Source organism: Variovorax sp. BGA-UO-ETr-C22 (assembly GCF_059567965.1).
In genome coordinates this window covers 1,350,101-1,370,658 of sequence record NZ_JCAQPA010000011.1, presented here as the reverse complement: position 1 = coordinate 1,370,658, position 20,558 = coordinate 1,350,101, and the positions used below count along the sequence as shown (strand labels likewise).

General features: G+C 67.1%; 19 protein-coding genes. 16 read left to right on the top strand and 3 right to left on the bottom strand.

Annotation, left to right across the window (positions count from 1 at the left end):
• Positions 1-44 precede the first annotated feature (44 nt).
• On the top strand, positions 45-2,315 hold the full coding sequence (rnr, locus tag AC57B8_RS26465) for a ribonuclease R (RefSeq protein ID WP_070060522.1): 2,271 nt from the start codon (positions 45-47) through the stop codon (positions 2,313-2,315).
• Positions 2,316-2,382: 67 nt separating this feature from the next.
• A complete protein-coding gene (locus AC57B8_RS26460) occupies positions 2,383-3,147 on the top strand; it encodes an SDR family oxidoreductase (protein WP_496481229.1) in 765 nt (254 codons plus the stop codon).
• Between the two features lie 9 nt (positions 3,148-3,156).
• On the opposite strand, the gene AC57B8_RS26455 is transcribed toward AC57B8_RS26460, so the two are convergent.
• The gene (locus tag AC57B8_RS26455) at positions 3,157-4,620 is read right to left on the bottom strand and encodes an NAD(P)H-hydrate dehydratase (protein ID WP_496481228.1); all 1,464 of its coding nucleotides are present in this window, start codon (positions 4,618-4,620) and stop codon (positions 3,157-3,159) included.
• Between the two features lie 43 nt (positions 4,621-4,663).
• Between AC57B8_RS26455 and AC57B8_RS26450 the strand changes: the two genes are divergently transcribed.
• Positions 4,664-5,083: a hypothetical protein gene (locus tag AC57B8_RS26450; protein WP_496481227.1), complete on the top strand. Its 420-nt coding sequence runs from the start codon at positions 4,664-4,666 to the stop codon at positions 5,081-5,083.
• On the opposite strand, the gene AC57B8_RS26445 is transcribed toward AC57B8_RS26450, so the two are convergent.
• Positions 5,073-6,326, bottom strand: a complete 1,254-nt coding sequence (locus tag AC57B8_RS26445) for a D-amino acid dehydrogenase (protein ID WP_496481226.1) — start codon at positions 6,324-6,326, stop codon at positions 5,073-5,075. The genes AC57B8_RS26450 and AC57B8_RS26445 overlap by 11 nt on opposite strands.
• Positions 6,327-6,383: 57 nt before the next feature.
• Positions 6,384-7,706: an amidase gene (locus AC57B8_RS26440; RefSeq protein ID WP_496481225.1), complete on the bottom strand. Its 1,323-nt coding sequence runs from the start codon at positions 7,704-7,706 to the stop codon at positions 6,384-6,386.
• Positions 7,707-7,911: 205 nt separating this feature from the next.
• Between AC57B8_RS26440 and rpsB the strand changes: the two genes are divergently transcribed.
• From rpsB to lpxA, 13 genes are all read left to right on the top strand, one after another.
• The gene (gene rpsB / locus AC57B8_RS26435; protein WP_062471618.1) at positions 7,912-8,667 is read left to right on the top strand and encodes a 30S ribosomal protein S2; all 756 of its coding nucleotides are present in this window, start codon (positions 7,912-7,914) and stop codon (positions 8,665-8,667) included.
• Between the two features lie 81 nt (positions 8,668-8,748).
• A complete protein-coding gene (tsf, locus tag AC57B8_RS26430) occupies positions 8,749-9,672 on the top strand; it encodes a translation elongation factor Ts (protein ID WP_493192431.1) in 924 nt (307 codons plus the stop codon).
• 99 nt (positions 9,673-9,771) lie between these two features.
• Complete coding sequence (pyrH, locus tag AC57B8_RS26425) at positions 9,772-10,494, top strand: UMP kinase (RefSeq protein ID WP_095947731.1); 723 nt, start codon at positions 9,772-9,774, stop codon at positions 10,492-10,494.
• Between the two features lie 11 nt (positions 10,495-10,505).
• Positions 10,506-11,066 carry a ribosome recycling factor gene (frr, locus tag AC57B8_RS26420; RefSeq protein ID WP_062471609.1) on the top strand — a complete coding sequence of 187 codons (561 nt, stop codon included), beginning with the start codon at positions 10,506-10,508 and terminating at the stop codon, positions 11,064-11,066.
• 8 nt (positions 11,067-11,074) lie between these two features.
• Complete coding sequence (gene uppS / locus AC57B8_RS26415; protein ID WP_159271921.1) at positions 11,075-11,800, top strand: polyprenyl diphosphate synthase; 726 nt, start codon at positions 11,075-11,077, stop codon at positions 11,798-11,800.
• A 24-nt stretch (positions 11,801-11,824) separates the two neighbouring features.
• Entirely contained in the window at positions 11,825-12,670 is an 846-nt protein-coding gene (locus tag AC57B8_RS26410) for a phosphatidate cytidylyltransferase (protein WP_496481224.1), read from the top strand.
• On the top strand, positions 12,667-13,854 hold the full coding sequence (ispC, locus tag AC57B8_RS26405; protein WP_496481223.1) for a 1-deoxy-D-xylulose-5-phosphate reductoisomerase: 1,188 nt from the start codon (positions 12,667-12,669) through the stop codon (positions 13,852-13,854). The genes AC57B8_RS26410 and ispC overlap by 4 nt, the downstream gene beginning before the upstream one ends.
• 24 nt (positions 13,855-13,878) lie before the next feature.
• The gene (rseP, locus tag AC57B8_RS26400; RefSeq protein ID WP_496481222.1) at positions 13,879-15,252 is read left to right on the top strand and encodes an RIP metalloprotease RseP; all 1,374 of its coding nucleotides are present in this window, start codon (positions 13,879-13,881) and stop codon (positions 15,250-15,252) included.
• Positions 15,253-15,290: 38 nt separating this feature from the next.
• Complete coding sequence (bamA, locus tag AC57B8_RS26395) at positions 15,291-17,723, top strand: outer membrane protein assembly factor BamA (protein ID WP_062471595.1); 2,433 nt, start codon at positions 15,291-15,293, stop codon at positions 17,721-17,723.
• Positions 17,724-18,269: an OmpH/Skp family outer membrane protein gene (locus AC57B8_RS26390; RefSeq protein ID WP_070060531.1), complete on the top strand. Its 546-nt coding sequence runs from the start codon at positions 17,724-17,726 to the stop codon at positions 18,267-18,269.
• A gap of 14 nt (positions 18,270-18,283) precedes the next feature.
• Positions 18,284-19,261 carry a UDP-3-O-(3-hydroxymyristoyl)glucosamine N-acyltransferase gene (gene lpxD / locus AC57B8_RS26385; RefSeq protein ID WP_495267249.1) on the top strand — a complete coding sequence of 326 codons (978 nt, stop codon included), beginning with the start codon at positions 18,284-18,286 and terminating at the stop codon, positions 19,259-19,261.
• Complete coding sequence (fabZ, locus tag AC57B8_RS26380; RefSeq protein WP_255221048.1) at positions 19,258-19,740, top strand: 3-hydroxyacyl-ACP dehydratase FabZ; 483 nt, start codon at positions 19,258-19,260, stop codon at positions 19,738-19,740. Before lpxD ends, fabZ begins: the two co-directional genes overlap by 4 nt.
• 25 nt (positions 19,741-19,765) lie before the next feature.
• Positions 19,766-20,554 carry an acyl-ACP--UDP-N-acetylglucosamine O-acyltransferase gene (lpxA, locus tag AC57B8_RS26375; RefSeq protein ID WP_095745191.1) on the top strand — a complete coding sequence of 263 codons (789 nt, stop codon included), beginning with the start codon at positions 19,766-19,768 and terminating at the stop codon, positions 20,552-20,554.
• Positions 20,555-20,558: the final 4 nt, after the last annotated feature.

The window sequence follows — 20,558 nt, the reverse complement described above, 5'->3', positions numbered from 1 at the left end:
GGAAAGAAGGAGATCATATCAAAAATAATGTCACTTCCAGCAGCTTGTTGGATGAAATCGAAGGAACTGTTCAAGGACATCGCGACGGGCACGGCTTCGTGCAGCGCGACGACGGCGAGGCAGACATCTACCTGCCGCCGAACGAGATGCGCGCGGTGCTGCACAAGGATCGCGTCAAGGCGCGCATCGTGCGACAGGACCGTCGCGGCCGCCCCGAGGGGCGCGTGGTCGAGATCGTCGAGCGGCCAGAGCAGCCCATCATCGGCCGCCTGTTGCACGAAGGCGGGATCTGGCTCGTTGCACCGGAAGACAAGCGCTACGGTCAGGACGTCCTGATCCCGAAGGGCGCCACCGGCCCCGCCAAGGTGGGCCAGGTGGTGGTCGTCCAGCTCACCGAGCCGCCGGCCTTGTTCGGTCAGCCCGTGGGCCGCGTGAGAGAAGTGCTGGGTGAGATCGACGACCCCGGCATGGAGATCGAGATCGCCGTGCGCAAGTACGGCGTACCGCATGAGTTTTCCGCGGAGTGCCTGGCGCAGGCCAAGGCCCTGCCCGAGAAGGTGCGCCCCGCCGACAAGAAGGGCCGCATCGACCTCACCGACGTGCCGCTCGTCACCATCGACGGCGAAGACGCCCGCGACTTCGACGACGCCGTGTACTGCGAGCCCGCGAAGGTGGGGCGCGGCAAGGGCTGGCGCCTGCTGGTCGCCATCGCCGACGTCAGTGCTTATGTGCAGACCGGCTCGGCCATCGACATCGATGCGTACGACCGCGCCACCAGCGTCTACTTCCCGCGCCGCGTAATTCCGATGCTGCCCGAGAAGCTGTCGAACGGCCTGTGCTCGCTCAACCCCGAGGTCGAGCGCCTGTGCATGGTGTGCGACATGCTGGTTGCGGCAGACGGCGAGATCTACGCCTACCAGTTCTATCCCGCCGTGATGTTCAGCCACGCGCGCTTCACGTACACCGAAGTCGCCGCCATCCTCGGCAACACGCGCGGGCCCGAAGCGGCCAAGCGCAAGGACCGCGTCAAGGACCTGCTGAACCTCGCCGACGTCTACAAGGCCCTGCTCAAGCAGCGCGGCAAGCGCGGCGCGGTCGACTTCGAAACCACTGAGACGCAGATCATCTGCGACGACGCCGGCCGCATCGAGAAGATCGTGCCGCGCACGCGCAACGAGGCGCACCGCCTGATCGAGGAGGCGATGCTCGCCGCCAACGTCTGCAGCGCCGACTTCATCGCCGAAGGCAAGCACCCGGGTCTGTTTCGCGTGCACGAAGGCCCGACGCCCGAGAAGAAGGAGATCCTGCGCGGCTACCTGAAGGCCATGGGTGTCGGCCTGAGCATCACCGACGAGCCGCGTCCCGGCGAGTTCCAGGCGATCGCCGAAGCCACCAAGGAACGCCCCGACGCGCAGCAGATCCACACCATGCTGCTGCGCTCGATGCAGCAGGCGATCTACACGCCGATCAACAGCGGTCACTTCGGCCTGGCCTACGAGGCCTACACGCACTTCACCAGCCCGATCCGTCGCTACCCCGACCTGCTGGTGCACCGCGTGATCAAGGCGATCCTCGGCAAGACGCGCTACCAGTTGCCGATGCTGCCCACGCCCGGCGAGGCGCATGCCAAGCTGGCCAAGCGGCTCGCCTCGCGCGTCAAGGCGCCGACCAACAAGCCGCAGAAGGCGACCGTCGCGCCCAGCAAGGAAGTGCTGGCCTGGGAAGCCGCCGGCCTGCATTGCAGCGCCAACGAGCGCCGCGCCGACGAAGCCAGCCGCGACGTCGAGGCCTGGCTCAAGTGCAAGTACATGCGCGAGCACCTCGGCGAGGAGTACGGCGGCGTGGTCACCGCAGCCACCACCTTCGGCATCTTCGTCACGCTCGATGCGATGTACGTCGAAGGCCTGGTCCACATCACCGAGCTCGGCGGCGAGTACTTCAAGTTCGATGAGATGCGCCAGGAACTGCGCGGCGAGCGCACCGGCATCCGCTACGCCATTGGCACGCGGGTGCGGGTGCAGGTGAGCCGCGTCGACCTCGATGGCCGCAAGATCGACTTCCGCCTCGTGCGCGAAGGCGAGGACCTGACTTCGCGCGCCATGAAGGACAAGGGCGGCGCGCCGGTGAAGGCGTCGGCCAAGCGAAGCTCCCGCCACAAGGCGGAGGCCGGTGGCGAGTCGCGTTCGGAGCACGGTGGCGGCGGCGCTGCTGCGGTGCCCGCAGGTCCGCAATCGGCCATGCAGGCCTTCAAGTCGGCGGTGAAGAAAGCCGCCAACAAGATGCAGGGCAAGGGCCGCAAGCCCCGCCGCGGATGAGACGCGCCGTGCACACTACCGGTTTGCTTACCGTGTGTATGGATCAGTTGAAAAGGAGACTTGAAGCATGAGCGTGGAAAACAACAAGGGTCGCATCGCGATCGTCACGGGCGCGGGGTCGGGCATCGGCCGTGCGGCCGCGCTGACCCTGCTGGCGGACGGCTGGAGCGTGGCCCTTGCGGGGCGCCGCCTCGAGCCGCTGGAGCAGGTGGCGGAAGAATCGGGCGCGGGTGCGCGTGCCTTCGCGGTGCCGACCGACGTGGCCAATGCCGACTCGGTGCAGGCGCTGTTCGGCGCCACGGTCGAGCGCTTCGGGCGCGTCGACCTGCTGTTCAACAACGCCGGCGTGGGCAACCCGCCGGGACCGTTCGAGGACTGGACGCCCGAGCAGTGGAAGGGCGTGGTGGACATCAACCTCACCGGCATGTTCTTCTGCATCCAGCAGGCTTTCCGCACGATGAAGGCGCAGACGCCGCGGGGCGGCCGCATCATCAACAACGGGTCGATCTCGGCGACCACGCCACGGCCGAATTCTGCCGCCTACACCTCGACCAAGCACGCGGTCGAAGGGCTGACCAAGACTGCTTCGCTCGACGGCCGCAAGTACGACATCGCGGTGGGGCAGGTGGACGTGGGCAATGCCATGACCGAGCTGGCCGCGCGCATGGCCACCGGCGTGCCGCAGGCCAACGGCGAGCTCGCGATCGAGCCGCTGATCGACGTCAAGATCGTCGGCCAGTCGGTGCTCTACATGGCGAACCTGCCGCTGGAAGCCAACGTGCTCTTTCACACCATCATGGCCACGAAGATGCCCTTCGTCGGGCGCGGCTGAGTCCTGCGCTCAGTCGGGCGCGCGGCGGGCCAGCGGGCCTGCCGTGAGCGGGGCCGCATCGGCCGGCCACAGGTCGGCGATGCGGCCGTGCTGCCAGACGGCTTCGCACGCTGCCTCGAACGCGGGGCGGCGCATCGCGAGCGCCGCCCCGATCATGCCGGCGAGCACATCGCCGGTGCCTGCGGTGGCGAGGCGGGCATTGCCGGTCGGATTGATGACCGGCGGTTCGTCGCTCGCGTCGGCAATCACTGTTCCAGACCCCTTGAGCACTGTCACCGCGCCGAAGCGCGATGCCAACGCGCGGGCCGCGGCCAGGCGGTTGGCTTGCACGCCACCCGTCGTGTCGCAGAGCAGGCGCGCGGCTTCCAATGGATGCGGCGTGATCACGGTGGGAGCGCCGGCCCGGCTTCGCGCGACCAGTTGCACCTGAAGTGACGGATCGGCGGCGATGGCGTTGAGCGCGTCGGCGTCGAGCACCAGCGCGGCGGCCATCGACAGCACGCGCGGCAGCAGTTCGCGCACGGCATCGCCGCCACCGCAGCCGCACACGACCGTCATGCCCGCGAGGTCCAGCGCGTGGGCGTCGCGCAGCATCAGCTCCGGCTGCGAGGTGTCGACCGGCGCTGCGCGGGGATCGAGCAATCCGACGAACACGCGTCCCGCGCCCCCATGGAGCGCGGCCGAGCCGGCCAGCAGCGCAGCGCCGGCTATGCCCGAAGCGCCGCCGATCACCGCGACATCCCCGTAGCTGCCCTTGTGCGAGGCGTGGGTGCGCGGCTGGATATCGGGCGCGCCTGCGAGGCGGGCCGTCGCTCGCTCCTGGATGAAAGCGCTGCAACCCAGGTCGTCGAACCACACCGTGCCGGCTGCGTCGCGGCCTTGCGCCGTGAACAAGCCGGGTTTCAGCGTGAGGAAGGTGAGGGTGGTGCGGACCGATGCCGATGCTTGATCTGTGTTGGAGGCCCGCATGCCGGTGTCGGCGTCGAGGCCCGAGGGCACGTCGAGGCTGAGCACCGGTGGTGCGCCCGTGTGCATCCGCGCAAGCCATTCGGCCATTGCGCCCGACGGCGGGCGGGTCGATCCGATGCCGAGCAGCGCATCCACCGCCAGCTCGAAGCTTGATGGTGGCGCCGAAGCGAAGGTGACGCCCGCATCGCGCGCACGCTGCAGCGACGCCTTGGCATCCGGTGGCAGCCGGCCTTCATCGCCCACGAACGTGACGACCGGAAAGAAGCCGCGATGCCGCAGTTGCGCCGCGGCTTCGAAGCCGTCGCCGCCGTTGTTCCCCGGTCCACACGCGATCCAGATCGTTCGCGCGTGCGGCGCGAGCGCCATCGCGAGCCGTGCGGCAGCGAGGCCGGCGCGCTGCATCAGCGTATGAGGGGGAAGGGCGGAGGCTGCTGCCTGCTCGATGCGACGCGTGGCGGCGATGTCGAACAGGTCGGCGGCGCTGGCGGACGTGATGCGATGCATCGAGCCATTGTGCCGCCGGCGCCGCGCCTCCTATCATCGACCGATGATGCTCAAGACCTTCGGCTGGTTGCTGGTTCTGCTGCTGGCGTGCCTGGCCGGGTTCGTTGGCACGGCCGCAGCGATGATCGCCGGCGTGGCCTGGGCGGTCGGCCTGCTGATCGTGGTGTGGGGGCTGTTCCTGCTGGCCGAGCTGTTGCGCCGGGTGCCGCTGCGCGACGTCGCCTGGGCCCTGGGCGTGGGCTATGGCATCGGCGTGATCCGGTGGCTCGACGTGCCGGTCGAGGCAGGGTCCGGTACGCAGTGGCTAATGCTGGGCCTGGACCTGCTGGTGCTGGGGTTCTTCGGGCTGATCGCGCCGGCGATCCTGGGGTTGATCGCCCAACGCTGGGCACCCCGGCCCGAACTGCCGGCGGAAAAACGGGCCACCCCCGAGCAACTGCGCCGCTGGGGTCCTAAAGACTGAGCCGCTCGATCCCCAGGCCTTCGAGGTCGATGCCGGGGTCTTGTCCTGAGATCAGGTCGCCGAGCACGCGCGCGCTGCCGCACGACAGCGCCCAGCCGCTCGAGCCGTGGCCCAGGTTGAGCCACACGCCGGGAATGCCGCTGGCACCCAGCACCGGCGGGCCGTCGGGCAGCATCGGGCGGGCGCCCTTCCATTGCTGGATGCCCGACTGCAACGTGGCAGCGCCGGGGAACCAGTCGTGTAGCACCTTGTAGAGCGTCTGGATCGCGGCCGGGCTCATGGCGTCGGGCGAGCCGCCGATCTCGGCGCTGCCGGCCACGCGCACGCGCTGGCCCAGGCGGGAGATGGCGACCTTGTAGCGCTCGTCCATCACCGCGCTGCGCGGCGCATTGAGCGGCTCGCGCACCGGGGCGCTGACCGAGTGACCGTAGACCGGCGCCAGCGGGATGCGCAGTCCCAGCGGACGCAGCAGCGCGGCGGACGACAGGCCGGCGCAGACCACGATGGCGTCGAACTGCAGCGCGTCCGAGCCGCTGGCCAGCGTCAGCGAGGTGGGCGCGGCGCGGCTCAGCGGCGCGATGTCGCAGTTGAAATGGAACTGCGCGCCCAAAGCCTCGGCTTCCCACTTGAGCAGTAGCGCGAACTGGCGGCAGTTCGCGACCTCGTCTTCTGGCAGGTGAATCGCGCCTGCCAGCGGGGTGTCGGGGTTGAGCGCGGGCTCGATCAGGCGGGCCTCGTCGGCGTCGATCTCGCGGAACACGCTGCCGGCCGAACGCAGCACCTCGAGTCCGGGCTGTACCAGTTTTTTCTCGCGCTTGGAACGCAGCAGCACCAGGTAGCCGTCGCTGCGTTCGTAGCTCAGCTCGCGCGCTTCGGTCACCGCGTGCAGCCGGGTGCGGCTGTAGAAAGCCAGCCGCTGCATGCGGGCGCGGTTGGCCAGGTAGGTCTCGAGCTTGCAGGCCTTCTGCCAGCGCGACATCCAGCTGAGGTCGCGCGAACTCAGCGGCCAGCGCAGCTTGATGGCGCCGTGCGAAGACAGCAGCGAGCGCAGCACCTTGCCGCGCATGCCCGGTGCGGCCCACGGCGTGACATAACCCGGCGCGACCACGCCGGCGTTGGCGAAGCTGGCCTCTTCGGCGGCGGCGCCGCGGCGTTCGAACACGCTCACTTCATGGCCGTCGGAAACCAGTTCCCAGGCGGTGGTGACGCCGACGATGCCGGCGCCCACGATCGCGATTTTCATTGAAATGTTCTAGATAAAAGAAGCGGCTGACGCCCGTGAGGCGGGCGGTGACAGCGGTTATTTCTGTAGCGTGCGTTCGGCCTGGAGGGCCACCGCGAGCACGGCGTCGTCGTGCATCGCGCAGTGCCACAGCATCAGGCCGACCGGCAGTTCGCCGTCGGCGTGGCAGGGCAGCGAAATGGCGCAGCCGTCGAGCATGTTGACGATCGACGGGTTGCGCAGCAGCAGCGCGTTGACGCGGAAGAATTCGTCGTCGCGCTCGGCCCCCGGTGCCACGCTGGCGATGGACGGCGCCGTGATCGGCACGGTTGGCGACACCACGGCGTCGAACGGTGCCAGCGCCTTCTCGACGCGGGCGATCCAGTCGCGACGGGCGCGGACCAGGTCGATGTACTCGTGCGCCTTCATGCCCGCGCCGCGCAGGATGCGCTGCGCCACGCGCGGGTCGTAGCCGGCGCCGCTGCGCTCCAGCAGCAGCCTGTGCCAGGCGTACGACTCGGCCGCCGAGAAGCCGCCGGTGGCGTTGATGGCCTGCAGGTCGGCCAGCTCGGGCAGTTCGATCTCGTGGATATGAGCACCCGTGGCGTGCAGGGTGGCCAGGGTGCGCTCGAAAGCCGTGGCCACGGCAGGCTCGAGGTCGTCGAGGAAGACGTTCTTCACGACGGCCAGTCGGTAGGCCGACAGCGGCGCCGAGCCGGGCGTGACTTGCCGCGCCGAGAGAATCTCGTGCGCGGTGACGGCGTCGCGCACCGAGCGGGTCATGGCGCAGACGGTGTCGAGCGTGGTCGACAGCGGCAGCGCGCCGTCGGCCGGCGTGAGGCGGGCGGTGTTCTTGAAGCCGACGATGCCGTTCAGCGCCGCCGGAATGCGGATCGAGCCGCCGGTGTCGGAGCCCAGGCCGATGAAGGCCGCGCCGCTGGCCACCGAGATCGCCGCGCCGGACGACGAGCCGCCCGGAATGCGTGGCGTGGCGGTGTCGCTCACGTTGGCGGGTGTTCCGTGGTGCGGGTTGACGCCGACGCCGGAAAAGGCGAACTCCGTCATGTTGGTGCGCCCGGTCAGCACGCCGCCCGCGGCGCGCAGCCGTGCCACGGCGAGCGAATCGGCCGGGGCGGCCGGTGCGTGCGAGAGCACGGCCGATCCGGCGGGTGTCGGCTGGCCGGCGATGTCGAACAGATCCTTGCTGGTGAAGGCAAGCCCGGCCAGCCGGCTTTCGGGCACCGATGCGGCGGCGGCCGCGCGGGCCTCGTCGAACATCGTGCGGGTGAAAACGTGGGCGCAGGCCGGGGATTCGGAGAGGGCGATGGCGCGCTCCATTTCGGTGCGCGCATCGGAACCGCCAGCCAGAAGGGTGAGACGGGTGGCGTGAAGGTCGTTCATGGCGTCGAGGGTACCTTGGAACGGCTCGGTTCGAGGGAGGAGGGGGTGGCCGCCGTGCTATACTCTTTGGGTTTCGCTGGTTATGCGACAGTTTTGTCGCCGCCAGTCAAGCACATCCGCAAACCGGCCCAATCAAGGTGTTGCGACCCCGTCGAAGGGGCGCAAAACGGGCTGGATTTTAGACCCAACCTTTGGAGTAAATTCAATGTCGACCACCATGCGCGAAATGCTGGAAGCCGGTGTCCACTTTGGTCACCAAACCCGCTTCTGGAACCCCAAGATGGCTCCGTTCATCTTCGGTCACCGCAACAAGATTCACATCATCAACCTGGAAAAGTCGCTCCCGATGTTCCAGGATGCGATGAAGTACGCCAAGCAACTCACGGCCAACCGCGGCACGATCCTGATGGTCGGCACGAAGCGCCAGGCCCGTGAAATCGTGGCTGCCGAAGCTCGCCGCGCTGGCGTGCCTTTCGTCGACACCCGCTGGCTCGGCGGCATGCTGACCAACTTCAAGACCGTCAAGACCTCGATCAAGCGTCTGAAGGACATGAAGGCCCAGCAAGAAGCCGGCCTCGACAGTCTGAGCAAGAAAGAGCAGCTCACGTTCTCGCGCGAAATCGCGAAGCTCGAGAAGGACATCGGCGGCATCCAGGACATGGCTGCGCTGCCCGACGCCATCTTCGTGATCGACGTGGGCTTCCACAAGATCGCCGTGGCCGAAGCCAAGAAGCTCGGCATCCCGCTGATCGGCGTGGTCGACTCCAACCACTCGCCCGAAGGCATCGACTACGTGATCCCCGGCAACGACGACTCGTCGAAGGCCGTCACGCTGTACGCCCGCGGCATCGCCGACGCGATCATCGAAGGCCGCAACAGCGCCGGTGGTGACGTGGTCAAGGCCGTTGCCGAAGGCAGCGGTGACGAATTCGTCGAAGTCGAAGAAGGCGCTTCGGCCTGATAGGCGCGTTCGCGAGCCTGAAGAAGGGGCTTTGGTGCCCCTTTTTTTTAACCTGATTTTTGGATTTACGGAGATACACAAATGGCTGCAATCACCGCAAGCATGGTCGGCGAACTGCGCGCGAAGACCGATGCGCCCATGATGGAATGCAAGAAGGCCCTGACGGAGGCCGACGGCAACATGGAAAAAGCCGAAGAGCTGCTGCGCATCAAGCTCGGCAACAAGGCTGGCAAGGCATCGGGCCGCATCACTGCTGAAGGCGTGGTCACGGCTTTCGTCGACGGCGCTGCCGGCGGCATGATCGAAATCAACTGCGAAACCGACTTCGTCACCAAGAACGACAGCTTCCTGGCCATGGCCAACGCTGCCGCGATGCTGGTCGCCAAGAACAACCCGGCCGACATCGCCGCACTGGGCGCGCTGGCTTACGAGCAGGACGGCTTCGGCCCCACGCTCGAAGACGTGCGCAAGGGCCTGATCGGCAAGATCGGCGAGAACATGAGCTTCCGCCGCTTCAAGCACTTCACGGGCAACGGCAAGCTGGCGTCGTACCTGCACGGCACGCGCATCGGCGTGATGGTCGAATTCGAAGGTGACGACACCTCGGCCAAGGACGTCGCGATGCACATCGCCGCCATGAAGCCGGTCGCCATCCAGGCATCGGACGTGCCCGCCGACCTGATCGAAAAAGAGCGCGCAGTGGCCGCCGGCAAGGCTGAAGAAGACCGCAAGACGGCCGAAGCCGAAGGCAAGAAGCCGCAGCCGGCCGACATCGTTGCCAAGCGCATCGAAGGCGGCGTGCAGAAGTACCTCAAGGAAGTCTCGCTGCACAACCAGCCGTTCGTAAAGAACGACAAGCAGACCGTCGAGCAGATGCTCAAGGCCGCCAACACCACGATCAAGGGCTTCACCCTGTACGTGGTCGGCGAAGGCATCGAGAAGAAGGTTGACGACTTCGCTGCCGAAGTCGCTGCCCAGGTCGCTGCTGCCAAGGCTGCCGCCTGATCCGGCGGGCCTCCAAGCGGCGGTGCGCGACAGCGTGCCGCCGCTTTTTCACCGCCACGTTTTACACTCGCCCCCGCCAACCCCCTAAGGAAAATGCCCATGTCTGATGCCCGCCCAGCCCACAAGCGAATCTTGTTGAAGCTGTCGGGTGAGGCACTGATGGGCGATGACGCCTTCGGCATCAACCGCGCCACCATCGTGCGCATGGTCGAAGAAGTGGCCGAGGTCGTGAACATGGGCGTCCAGGTGGCGGTCGTGATCGGCGGCGGCAACATCTTCCGCGGTGTCGCGGGAGGCTCCGTCGGCATGGACCGCGCCACGGCCGACTACATGGGCATGCTGGCCACCGTCATGAACTCGCTGGCCCTGGCCGACGCCATGAACAAGCAGGGCCTCGTGGCCCGCGTGATGTCCGCCATCGCCATCGAACAGGTGGTCGAGCCCTATGTGCGCCCCAAGGCCCTGCAGTACCTCGAAGAGGGCAAGGTCGTGGTGTTCGCAGCCGGTACCGGCAACCCCTTCTTCACGACCGACACGGCCGCCGCGCTGCGCGGTGCCGAAATCGGCGCCGAGCTGGTGCTCAAGGCGACCAAGGTGGACGGCGTCTACACCGCCGATCCCAAGACCCACCCCGAAGCCACGCGCTACGCCTCGCTCACCTTCGACGAGGCGATTGCGCAGAATCTCGGCATCATGGACGCCACGGCCTTCGCGCTGTGCCGCGACCAGAAGCTGCCGATCAAGGTGTTCTCGATCTTCAAGAACGGCGCCCTCAAGCGCGTCGTGATGGGCGAGGACGAGGGCACGCTGGTGCATGCCTAGGAGTAATTGAGATGACCATTGCAGACATTCGCAGTGCGACCGACGCGAAGATGAACCAGTCGCTCGCCGCCTTCCAGAACAACCTCACCAAGATCCGCACGGGCCGTGCCAACTCGGCGCTGCTCGACTCGATCCACGTCGAGTACTACGGCTCGCAGGTGCCGCTGAGCCAGGTGGCCAACGTGTCGGTGCTCGACTCGCGCACCATCAGCGTTCAGCCCTGGGAAAAGGGCATGGGCGCCAAGATCGAGAAGGCTATCCGCGAAAGCGACCTGGGCCTGAACCCGGCGTCGATGGGCGACCTGATCCGCGTGCCGCTGCCCGCCATGAGCGAAGAGCGCCGCAAGGAAATGACCAAGCTGGTCCGCAACGAAGGCGAAAGCGCCAAGATCGCCACGCGCAACCTGCGCCGCGACGCGAACGAAGCCGTCAAGAAGCTCGTGAAGGACAAGCTGGCCTCGGAAGACGACCAGAAGCGCGCCGAAGGCGACATCCAGAAGGTCACCGACAAGCACATCGCGGAAATCGACCGTCTGGTCGCCGCGAAAGAAGCGGAGATCATGGCCGTTTGAGGCTCCGCATGGCCTCTTCGCCGCAGACGACGCCCCCTCCGCACCACGTTGCCATCGTCATGGATGGCAACGGCCGGTGGGCCACCAAGCGCTTCCTGCCTCGCGTGGCGGGGCACAAGCAGGGCGTGGAGTCGCTGCGGCGCTGCGTCAAGGCCTGCGCCGACCGTGGCGTGGGCGTGCTCACCGTGTTCGCGTTCTCCTCGGAGAACTGGAACCGTCCCCCTGAAGAAGTCTCCGGGCTGATGCAGCTGATGGTCGGGGCACTCGCACGCGAAGTGCCGCGGCTCAACGCCGATGGCGTGCGGCTGCACTTTGTGGGTGAACGCGCCGGTCTGTCCGACAAGATGGTGGCCGGCCTGGTGTCGGCCGAGCAGACCACGGCCCACAACTCACGGCTGATTCTCAACATCTGCTTCAACTACGGCGGGCGCTGGGACATCGCACGCGCCGCGGCCAAGCTCGCCGAGCAGGGCCTGCCCATGACCGAGATGAACCTCGATCGCGCCATGGCGCTGGCCCACGTGCCCGACCCCGACCTGTTCATCCGTACGGGTGGCGAGCAGCGGCTGTCGAATTTCCTGCTTTGGCAGAGTGCCTACGCCGAGCTGTTCTTCAGCGACAAGCTGTGGCCCGAGTTCGACGAGGCTGCGCTGGACGAGGCCATTGCCGCGTTCCAGGGTCGCGAGCGTCGCTTCGGCCAGACCTCGGCGCAGGTCTCGGCTTCCGCGGCCTGACAACGGCCCGACACCACCTTCCGCATGCTCAAACAACGCATCCTCACGGCGATCGTGCTGCTCGCGATCCTGCTGCCGGCGCTGTTCTACCGAAACCACATTCCCTTCGCCTGCGTGATGCTGGTGCTGATCGGCGCCGCCGCGTGGGAGTGGGGGCGCCTGAACGGCTATGGGCAGGGCATGTCGCTGTTCCTGGGCGCCGAGATGGTGGCGCTGTGCGGGCTGTCGTGGTGGCTGGGGCTGCTGGAGCAGCGCCTGTTCGTCATGTGGTCCCTGGCCAGTGCGGCCTGGGTGCTCGGCGGCGCGGCGTTGCTGCGCGTCGCGGTGCCCGGCTGGCCGCGCATTCCGCGCGGGCTGCGGCTGGTGGGCGGCCTGCTGGCGCTGTGGGTCGCATGGCTCGCGGCGGTGCAGGCGCGCATGGTCGGCATCAACTTCCTGCTGTCGATTCTGGTGCTGGTCTGGGTGGCGGACGTGTTCGCCTATTTCGCCGGCCGCGCCTTCGGCCTGAAGTTCACGCGCGCCAAGCTGGCGCCCGCCATCAGTCCCGGCAAGAGCTGGGAAGGTGTCTGGGGCGGCATGGCGGGCGTCATCGTGCTGGCGTTCGCCTGGGTCTGGGCCGACAAGAGCCTGGGCGCCACGGTGCCTAGCCTCTACACCCGCCTGCATGAGCGCGGCTGGTGGCTGCTGCTGATCGGGGCGGTGTTCCTGGCGGCGATGAGCGTCGTCGGCGACCTCGTCGAATCGCTGATCAAGCGCAGCGCCGGCGCCAAGGACAGCAGCTGGCTGCTGCCCGGCCACGGCGGTGTGCTCGACCGCGTGGATGCCCTCTTGCCGGCACTTCCCATCGCCATGATGCTGGCTTTCCTGTGAACACTCCCAAACAACGTGTCACGGTGCTTGGCTCGACCGGTTCGGTCGGTGTCAGCACGCTCGACGTCATTGCCCGCCACCCCGAACGTTTCGAGGTGTTTGCGCTCTCGGCGGCCACCAAGGTCGACGAGCTGCTGGCCCAATGCGCGCGCTTCTCGCCGCGCTTCGCCGTCATGGCCAGTGCGCCGCATGCCGCGCTGCTGGCCGAAAAGCTCAAGCAGAACAACCTGCCGACCCGCGTCCTGATGGGCGACGATGCTCTCGAAAGAATAGCGTCGGACGTCGAAGTCGACGCCGTGATGGCCGCCATAGTCGGTGCCGCCGGTCTGGCGCCGTGCCTGGCCGCCGCGCGAGCCGGCAAGCGCCTGCTGCTGGCCAACAAGGAAGCCCTGGTCGTCGGCGGCGAGCTGTTCATGCGCACGGTGCAGGAGGGCGGCGCCACGCTGCTGCCCATCGACAGCGAGCATTCGGCCATCTTCCAGTCGCTGCCCGAAGACCCGTCCACCTGGGCGCGGCGCATCGACAAGATCATCCTGACGGCCTCGGGCGGCCCGTTCCGCACCCGAGCACCCGACACGTTGGGCGCCGTGACGCCCGAGCAGGCCTGTGCGCACCCGAACTGGGTCATGGGCCGCAAGATCTCGGTCGACTCGGCAACGATGATGAACAAGGCGCTCGAGGTGATCGAGGCGCGCCACCTGTTCGGCGTGTCGCCGGAGCAGATCGAGGTCGTCATCCACCCGCAGAGCGTGGTGCATTCGATGGTGCAGTTCACCGATGCCTCGGTCATCGCCCAGCTCGGCACGCCCGACATGCGCGTGCCGATCGCGGTCGGGCTGGCCTGGCCGGAGCGCATCGAGAGCGGGGCGGCACGGCTCGATTTCCGCCAGATGGGCTCGCTGACCTTCGACGCGCCCGATCCTGCGCTGTTCCCCGGGCTGGGCCTGGCATGGCAGGCCTTGCGCGCTGTGTCGGGCACCACGGCGGTGCTGAACGCGGCCAACGAGGTGGCGGTGGCCGCCTTTCTCGACCGGCGCCTGCGTTTCGATCGCATTCATGCGGTCAACCTGGAAACTTTGGAGGCGGTCATACCCTCCAAGCCGGCATCGCTGGCGGATCTGCTGGCGCTCGACGCCAGCGCCCGCGAGGCGGCCAATGCCGCCGCGGCACGTTTCGCGGCCTGATTCCCTACAGCGCAGAGGACCCCGATGCTCACCGTCATAGCTTTTGTGGTCGCTCTCGGCGTCCTCATCGCGGTCCACGAATACGGCCACTACCGCGTGGCCGTGGCCTGCGGCGTCAAGGTGGAGCGCTTCTCGGTCGGCTTCGGCAAGGCCCTCCTGCGCTGGCAGCCCAAGCGCCAGCATCCGGGACAGCAGACCGAGTTCGTGATCGGCGCCTTTCCCTTCGGCGGCTACGTCAAGATGCTCGACGAGCGCGAGGGCCCCGTGGCCCCCGAAGAGCGGCACCGCGCATTCAACACCCAGCCGCTGCGCTCGCGCGCGGCCATCGTGGCCGCCGGCCCGATCGCCAACTTGCTGCTGGCGGTCGTGCTGTACACCGCGGTCAACTGGATCGGTGTCGACGAGCCCGTGGCCAAGCTGGCCCGGCCGGTGGCGGCATCGCTGGCCGAGGCGGCCGGCCTGCGCGGCGGCGAACACATCACCCAGGCCGGGTTCGACGGCGACCTGTCGCCGGTCCAGTCTTTCGAAGACCTGCGCTGGCGCATGACGCGCGGCGCGCTCGATGGCCGCGACCTCACGCTCGAAGTGGCGGGCGAGGGTGGTCGCCCCGGCCGCCAACTGGTCCTGCCGCTGAGCCGCATGGAGGCCAAGGACGCCGATCCGCAGATGTTCCGCAAGATCGGCGTGGTCGCTCCGCTGACCCGTCCCGAGATCGGCGAGGTCATGGCGGGCAGCGCGGCGGAGCGTTCGGGCCTTCGCCACGGCGACCTGGTCCTGGCCATTGGCGACACACCCATCCTCGACGGGCAGCGGCTGCGCGAAGTCATCCGGGCCTCGGTCGATGCCACCGGGCAGGCGCGCACGCAGACCTGGCAGCTCCAGCGTGGCGGCCAGCCGCTCTCGCTCGAAGTCAAGCCGGAAGTGCGCGAAGAGGGCGCTACCAAGGTCGCGCGCATCGGCGCCTACGTCGGCGCGCCGCCCGAGATGGTCACGGTGCGCCAGGGCGTCATCGACGGCGTCTGGCGTGGCGTGGTGCGCACCTGGGAGGTGTCCGCGCTCACGGTTCGCATGATGGGCAAGATGCTGATCGGCGAGGCCTCGATCAAGAACCTGAGCGGTCCCTTAACAATTGCTGATTACGCCGGCAAGTCCGCCAGCCTCGGTCTGACGCAGTACCTGGTCTTTCTCGCTCTCATCAGCGTGAGCCTCGGGGTGCTCAACCTGATGCCGCTGCCGGTCCTCGATGGGGGGCACCTGATGTATTATCTTTGGGAGGGCCTGACCGGGAAAAGCGTCTCCGACGCCTGGATGGAACGGCTGCAGCGTGGCGGTGTCGCCTTGCTGCTGGTGATGATGTCGGTCGCACTCTTCAACGACGTCACGCGGCTCTTTGGTTAACTTTCTGCCGGCCCTTTCCGTGCCGGCCCAATTCACAGATGAACACAAACTTCAGTCGCTTTCGCCTGCGTAGCGTTGCCGCGGTGGTGGCCAGCACGCTGGCGGCCACGGCCGCTTGGGCCGTCGAGCCTTTCACGGTGCGCGATATCCGCGTCGAAGGCTTGCAACGCGTCGAGGCCGGCACGATCTTCGGGTCGCTGCCCTTGCGTGTGGGCGACACCTACAGCGACGAACGCGGCTCGGCCGCGATCCGCGCGCTGTTCGACCTGGGGTTGTTCAAGGACGTGCGAATCGACGTCAACGGCAACGTGCTGGTGGTGATCGTCGAAGAGCGGCCCACCATTGCCGACGTCGACTTCGTCGGCGCCAAGGAATTCGACAAGGCGGCGCTGCAGAAGGCGCTGCGTGAAATCGGGCTGGCCGACGGCCGCCCGTACGACAAGGCCCTGGCCGACCGCGCGGAGCAGGAGCTCAAGCGCCAGTACGTGAGCCGCAGCCTCTACAACGCGAATGTCGTGACCACCGTCACGCCCATCGAGCGCAACCGCGTGAACCTGACGTTCACCGTGACCGAAGGCGAGTCCGCCCGCATCCGCGAAGTGCACGTGGTCGGCAACAAGGCCTTCAGCGAATCGACGCTGCTGAGCCTGTTCGACCAGGACAGCGGCGGCTTCATGAGCTGGTACACCAAGTCGAACCAGTACTCGCGCGCCAAGCTCAACGCCGACCTCGAGACGCTGAAGAGCTACTACATCACCCGCGGCTACCTCGAGTTCCGCATCGATTCGACCCAGGTCGCCATTTCGCCGGACCGCAAGGACCTGAGCGTCACGGTGAACATCACCGAAGGCGAGAAGTTCGTGGTGGCGGGCATCAAGCTCGACGGCAACTACCTGGGCCGCGACGACGAGTTCAAGTCGCTCATCACGATCAAGCCCGGCGAGCCCTACAACGGCGAGCAGGTCACCGAGACCACCAAGGCCTTCAGCGACTACTTCGGCACCTTCGGCTACGCCTTCGCCCGCGTGCAGGCGCGTCCGGACATCGACCGCGTGAACAACCGCGTCACGCTCACGCTGCAGGCCGAGCCCTCGCGCCGCGTGTACGTGCGCCGCGTGTCGGTCGGCGGCAACAACAAGACGCGCGACGAAGTGATCCGCCGCGAGTTCCGCCAGTTCGAAGCCTCGTGGTACGACGGCGACAAGATCAAGGTCTCGCGCGACCGCGTGGACCGCCTGGGCTTCTTCACCGAAGTGAACGTCGAGACCCAGGAAGTGCCCGGCTCGCCCGACCAGGTCGACCTGACCGTCAACGTGGCCGAAAAACCCACCGGCACGCTGCAGCTGGGCGCCGGCTACTCGAGCGCGGAAAAGGTCGCGCTGACCTTCGGCATCTCGCAGGAGAACGTGTTCGGCTCGGGCAATTTCCTGGGCGTGCAGGTCAACACCAGCAAGTACAACCGCACGCTGTCGCTGACCACCACCGACCCGTACTTCACGAAGGACGGGATCTCGCGCACGATCAGCGTGTACCACACGACGACGCGTCCGTACTCCACGAACGAAGACGGCGACTACAAGCTGGTGAACCAGGGCGCCTCGATCCGTTTCGGCGTGCCGTTCAGCGAACTCGACACCGTCTTCTTCGGCGTCGGCCTGGAGCGCTACGCGTTCGACCCGAACCGCTCGGCGCTCGCCGGCCTCACCACGCCGCAGTCGTACCTGAACTACTTCCATTGCGGCAAGGACGCGACCGGCTGGTTCGTCACCAGCTGCGACCAGAAGAGCGTCTGGGGCATCCCGTTGACCGTGGGCTGGGGCCGCGACAGCCGCGACAGCGCGCTGGTCCCGACCACCGGCCGCCTGCAGCGCGCCAACCTCGAGTTGGGCGTGGGCGGCGACATGAAGTACCTGAAGACCAGCTACCAGTACCAGCAGTTCTTCGCGATCAACAAGCAGTACACCTTTGCCATCAACGGCGAAGTGGGCTATGCCAAGGCCTTCGGTGGCAAGGTCTACCCGATCTTCAAGAACTTCTACGCCGGTGGCCTGGGTTCGATCCGCGGTTTCGAGCAGAACTCGCTGGGCCCGCGCGACCAGCCGCTGCTCGGCCAGACCGAAGGCGCGGCACTGGGCGGTACCAAGAAGGCCATCTTCAACGCCGAGCTGAGCACGCCGTTCCCCGGCGCCGGCAACGACCGCACGCTGCGCCTGTACGGCTTCTTCGACGTCGGCAACGTGTTCGGCTCCCGTGCACCCAACGTGACGGACGAGCAATGGAAGGCCCAGAAGAAGCTGCGCGCCTCGGTCGGCCTGGGCATCAGCTGGATCTCGCCGCTGGGCCCGCTGCGCCTGGCCTACGCCTTCCCCGTCAAGTCCCAGAAGGAAGTGACGGATCCGAGCACCGGGTTCGTCGTGATCCCGAAGGATAGAATTCAGCGCCTCCAATTCCAGATCGGAACGTCTTTCTAAATGAAGCATTTGATTCGCGCCGCCGCCGGCGCGTTCCTGATTCCCGCTTTTGCCCTCATGGCTGCGCCCGCGCAGGCCCAGGAAAGCTTTCGCATCGGTTTCGTGAACCCCGACCGTGTGCTGCGCGAAGCGCAGCCGGCCAAGACCGCGCAAGCCAAGCTCGAGGCTGAGTTCCTCAAGCGCGAAAAGGACCTGACCGTGCAGGGCGATGCACTGAAGACGGCCTCGGAGAAGTTCGAGCGCGAGGCACCGACCCTGTCGGAAAGCCAGCGCGTCTCGCGCCAGCGTTCGCTGGTCGACCAGGACCGCGACTTCCAGCGTAAGCGCCGCGAGTTCCAGGAAGACCTGAACGCGCGCAAGAACGAAGAGCTCCAGCAGGTCTACGAGCGCGCCAACCGCGTGGTCAAGCAGGTCGCCGAAGCTGAAAAGTACGACGCCATCCTCCAGGAAGCGATCTACATCAACCCGAAGCACGACATCACCGACAAGGTGATCAAGGCGCTCAACGCGTCGGTCGGCTCCTCTGCGCCTGCGGCCGGCAAGTAACGCCGCGAACCGGCGTGTCGCTGCAGCTCGGAGCCATCGTTGACGCCCTCGGGGGCGAGCTTCATGGAGATGCCACGCTGTCCATCGAGCGGCTCGCGCCGCTTCAGAATGCACAGCCCGATGCGCTCAGCTTCCTGAGCCATCCCAAATACCAGCAGGAACTGGCCGCCTCCAAGGCGGCCTGTGTCATCGTGTCGCCCGCCATGCGCGAGGCTGCCGCGGCGCGTGGCGCCTACATCGTCACGCCCGACCCGTACTACTACTTTGCGCGCCTGACGCAGCTGTGGAAAGCGCACCATGCGCGCCCGGAAGCCGATCGCATCCATCCTTCCGCCGTGATCCATCCCGAAGCTCAGGTCGACGCCACCGCGCGCATCGGCGCGCTGTGCGTGGTGGAGCGGGGCGCGCGCATCGGTGCGGGCACCGTGCTGAAGTCGCGCGTCACGGTCAGTGAAGACTGCACCATCGGCGAGCGCTGCCTGCTGCACCCCGGCGTGGTGATCGGGGCCGACGGCTTCGGCCTCGCACCGCACCAGGGCGCCTGGGTCAAGATCGAGCAGCTGGGCGCGGTGCGCATCGGCAACGACGTCGAGATCGGTGCCAACACCTGCATCGACCGCGGTGCGCTCGACGACACCGTGATCGAAGACGGCGTGAAGCTCGACAACCTGATCCAGATCGGCCACAACGTGCGCGTCGGCAAGCACACGGCGATGGCGGGCTGCGTCGGCGTGGCCGGCAGCGCCACCATCGGCGCCCACTGCACCTTCGGCGGCGGTGCCATCGTGCTGGGCCACCTCACGGTGGCCGACGGCGTGCATGTGTCGGCGGCGACCGTGGTGACACGCTCCATCCGCAAGGCCGGCCAGTACACCGGCATGTTTCCGATCGATGACAATGCGAACTGGGAAAAGAATGCGGCAACACTCAAGCAGTTGCACAGCCTGCGCGAACGACTGAAGGCGCTGGAAAAAGCCCCCTCGAAACAATGACGACGATGCAGGAACAGAACACCATGACGGACACGACGCTCGATATCCACCAAATTCTCAAGTTGCTGCCGCATCGCTACCCGTTTCTCCTGGTGGACCGGGTGTTGAGCATGGAGAAGGGCAAGCGCATCACGGCGCTCAAGAACGTGACGATGAACGAGCCCTTCTTCAACGGCCACTTCCCGCACCGTCCGGTGATGCCGGGCGTGCTGATGCTCGAAGCCATGGCGCAGGCTGCGGCGCTGCTGTCGTTCCGTTCGCTGGACATCGTGCCCGACGACAACACCGTCTACTACTTCGCGGCCATCGACGGCGCGCGCTTCAAGCGCCCCGTGGAGCCGGGCGATCAGCTCACGCTGGAAGTCGAGATCGAACGCATGAAGGCCGGCATCTCGAAGTTCAAGGGCCGTGCGCTCGTGGGCAGCGAGCTGGCGTGCGAAGCCTCGCTGATGTGCGCCATGCGCCAGATCAACAGCTGATCCGGCTCATCGTCTCTTGCAAGGCATGACCCAGGTTCATTCGACCGCGATCGTCGACCCGAAGGCCCAGCTCGACGCCTCGGTGTCGGTCGGTCCCTACACCGTGATCGGTCCGCACGTGCGGATCGGCGCGGGCACCACCATCGGCGCGCATTGCGTGATCGAAGGGCGCACCACCATCGGGCGCGACAACAGGATCTTCCAGTTCTCGTCGCTCGGTGCGATCCCGCAAGACAAGAAGTACGCGGGCGAGCCGACCGAGCTGACCATCGGCGACCGCAACGTGATCCGTGAGTTCTGCACCTTCAACCTCGGCGTGCCCGGGGCAGGGGGCATCACGCGTGTCGGCAACGACAACTGGATCATGGCGTACACGCACATCGCGCACGACTGCCGGGTCGACAACCACACGACGCTGTCCAACAACACCACGCTGGCCGGGCACGTGCATCTGGCCGACTGGGTCACGATCGGCGGCCTGACTGGCATCCACCAGTTCGTTTCGGTCGGTGCGCACGCCATGGTCGGTTTCGCGAGCGCGATCTCGCAGGACGTGCCGCCGTTCATGCTGGTCGACGGCAATCCGCTGGCGGTTCGCGGCTTCAACATCGTGGGTCTGCGCCGGCGCGATTTTTCGGCGCAGCGGCTCGCGGCGGTCAAGCAGATGCACCGCCTGCTGTACCGCCAGGGCAAGACGCTCGAAGAGGCGCGCGCCGCCATCGCCGAGCTCGCAGCGGAAATGCCCGAGGCCGCCGGCGATGTCGCGCTGATGGAGGCCTTCCTCGCTCATTCAACGCGCGGCATCGCGCGCTGACATG

What these genes read in the sequence shown, in the direction of transcription:
- AC57B8_RS26460 (WP_496481229.1), top strand. Translation starts at nt 2,383, where the DNA reads ATGAGCGTGGAAAACAACAAGGGTCGCATCGCGATCGTCACGGGCGCG.
- AC57B8_RS26455 (WP_496481228.1), bottom strand. Translation starts at nt 4,620, where the DNA reads ATGCATCGCATCACGTCCGCCAGCGCCGCCGACCTGTTCGACATCGCC.
- AC57B8_RS26450 (WP_496481227.1), top strand. Translation starts at nt 4,664, where the DNA reads ATGATGCTCAAGACCTTCGGCTGGTTGCTGGTTCTGCTGCTGGCGTGC.
- AC57B8_RS26445 (WP_496481226.1), bottom strand. Translation starts at nt 6,326, where the DNA reads ATGAAAATCGCGATCGTGGGCGCCGGCATCGTCGGCGTCACCACCGCC.
- AC57B8_RS26440 (WP_496481225.1), bottom strand. Translation starts at nt 7,706, where the DNA reads ATGAACGACCTTCACGCCACCCGTCTCACCCTTCTGGCTGGCGGTTCC.
- rpsB (WP_062471618.1), top strand. Translation starts at nt 7,912, where the DNA reads ATGTCGACCACCATGCGCGAAATGCTGGAAGCCGGTGTCCACTTTGGT.
- tsf (WP_493192431.1), top strand. Translation starts at nt 8,749, where the DNA reads ATGGCTGCAATCACCGCAAGCATGGTCGGCGAACTGCGCGCGAAGACC.
- pyrH (WP_095947731.1), top strand. Translation starts at nt 9,772, where the DNA reads ATGTCTGATGCCCGCCCAGCCCACAAGCGAATCTTGTTGAAGCTGTCG.
- frr (WP_062471609.1), top strand. Translation starts at nt 10,506, where the DNA reads ATGACCATTGCAGACATTCGCAGTGCGACCGACGCGAAGATGAACCAG.
- uppS (WP_159271921.1), top strand. Translation starts at nt 11,075, where the DNA reads ATGGCCTCTTCGCCGCAGACGACGCCCCCTCCGCACCACGTTGCCATC.
- AC57B8_RS26410 (WP_496481224.1), top strand. Translation starts at nt 11,825, where the DNA reads ATGCTCAAACAACGCATCCTCACGGCGATCGTGCTGCTCGCGATCCTG.
- rseP (WP_496481222.1), top strand. Translation starts at nt 13,879, where the DNA reads ATGCTCACCGTCATAGCTTTTGTGGTCGCTCTCGGCGTCCTCATCGCG.
- bamA (WP_062471595.1), top strand. Translation starts at nt 15,291, where the DNA reads ATGAACACAAACTTCAGTCGCTTTCGCCTGCGTAGCGTTGCCGCGGTG.
- AC57B8_RS26390 (WP_070060531.1), top strand. Translation starts at nt 17,724, where the DNA reads ATGAAGCATTTGATTCGCGCCGCCGCCGGCGCGTTCCTGATTCCCGCT.
- fabZ (WP_255221048.1), top strand. Translation starts at nt 19,258, where the DNA reads ATGACGACGATGCAGGAACAGAACACCATGACGGACACGACGCTCGAT.
- lpxA (WP_095745191.1), top strand. Translation starts at nt 19,766, where the DNA reads ATGACCCAGGTTCATTCGACCGCGATCGTCGACCCGAAGGCCCAGCTC.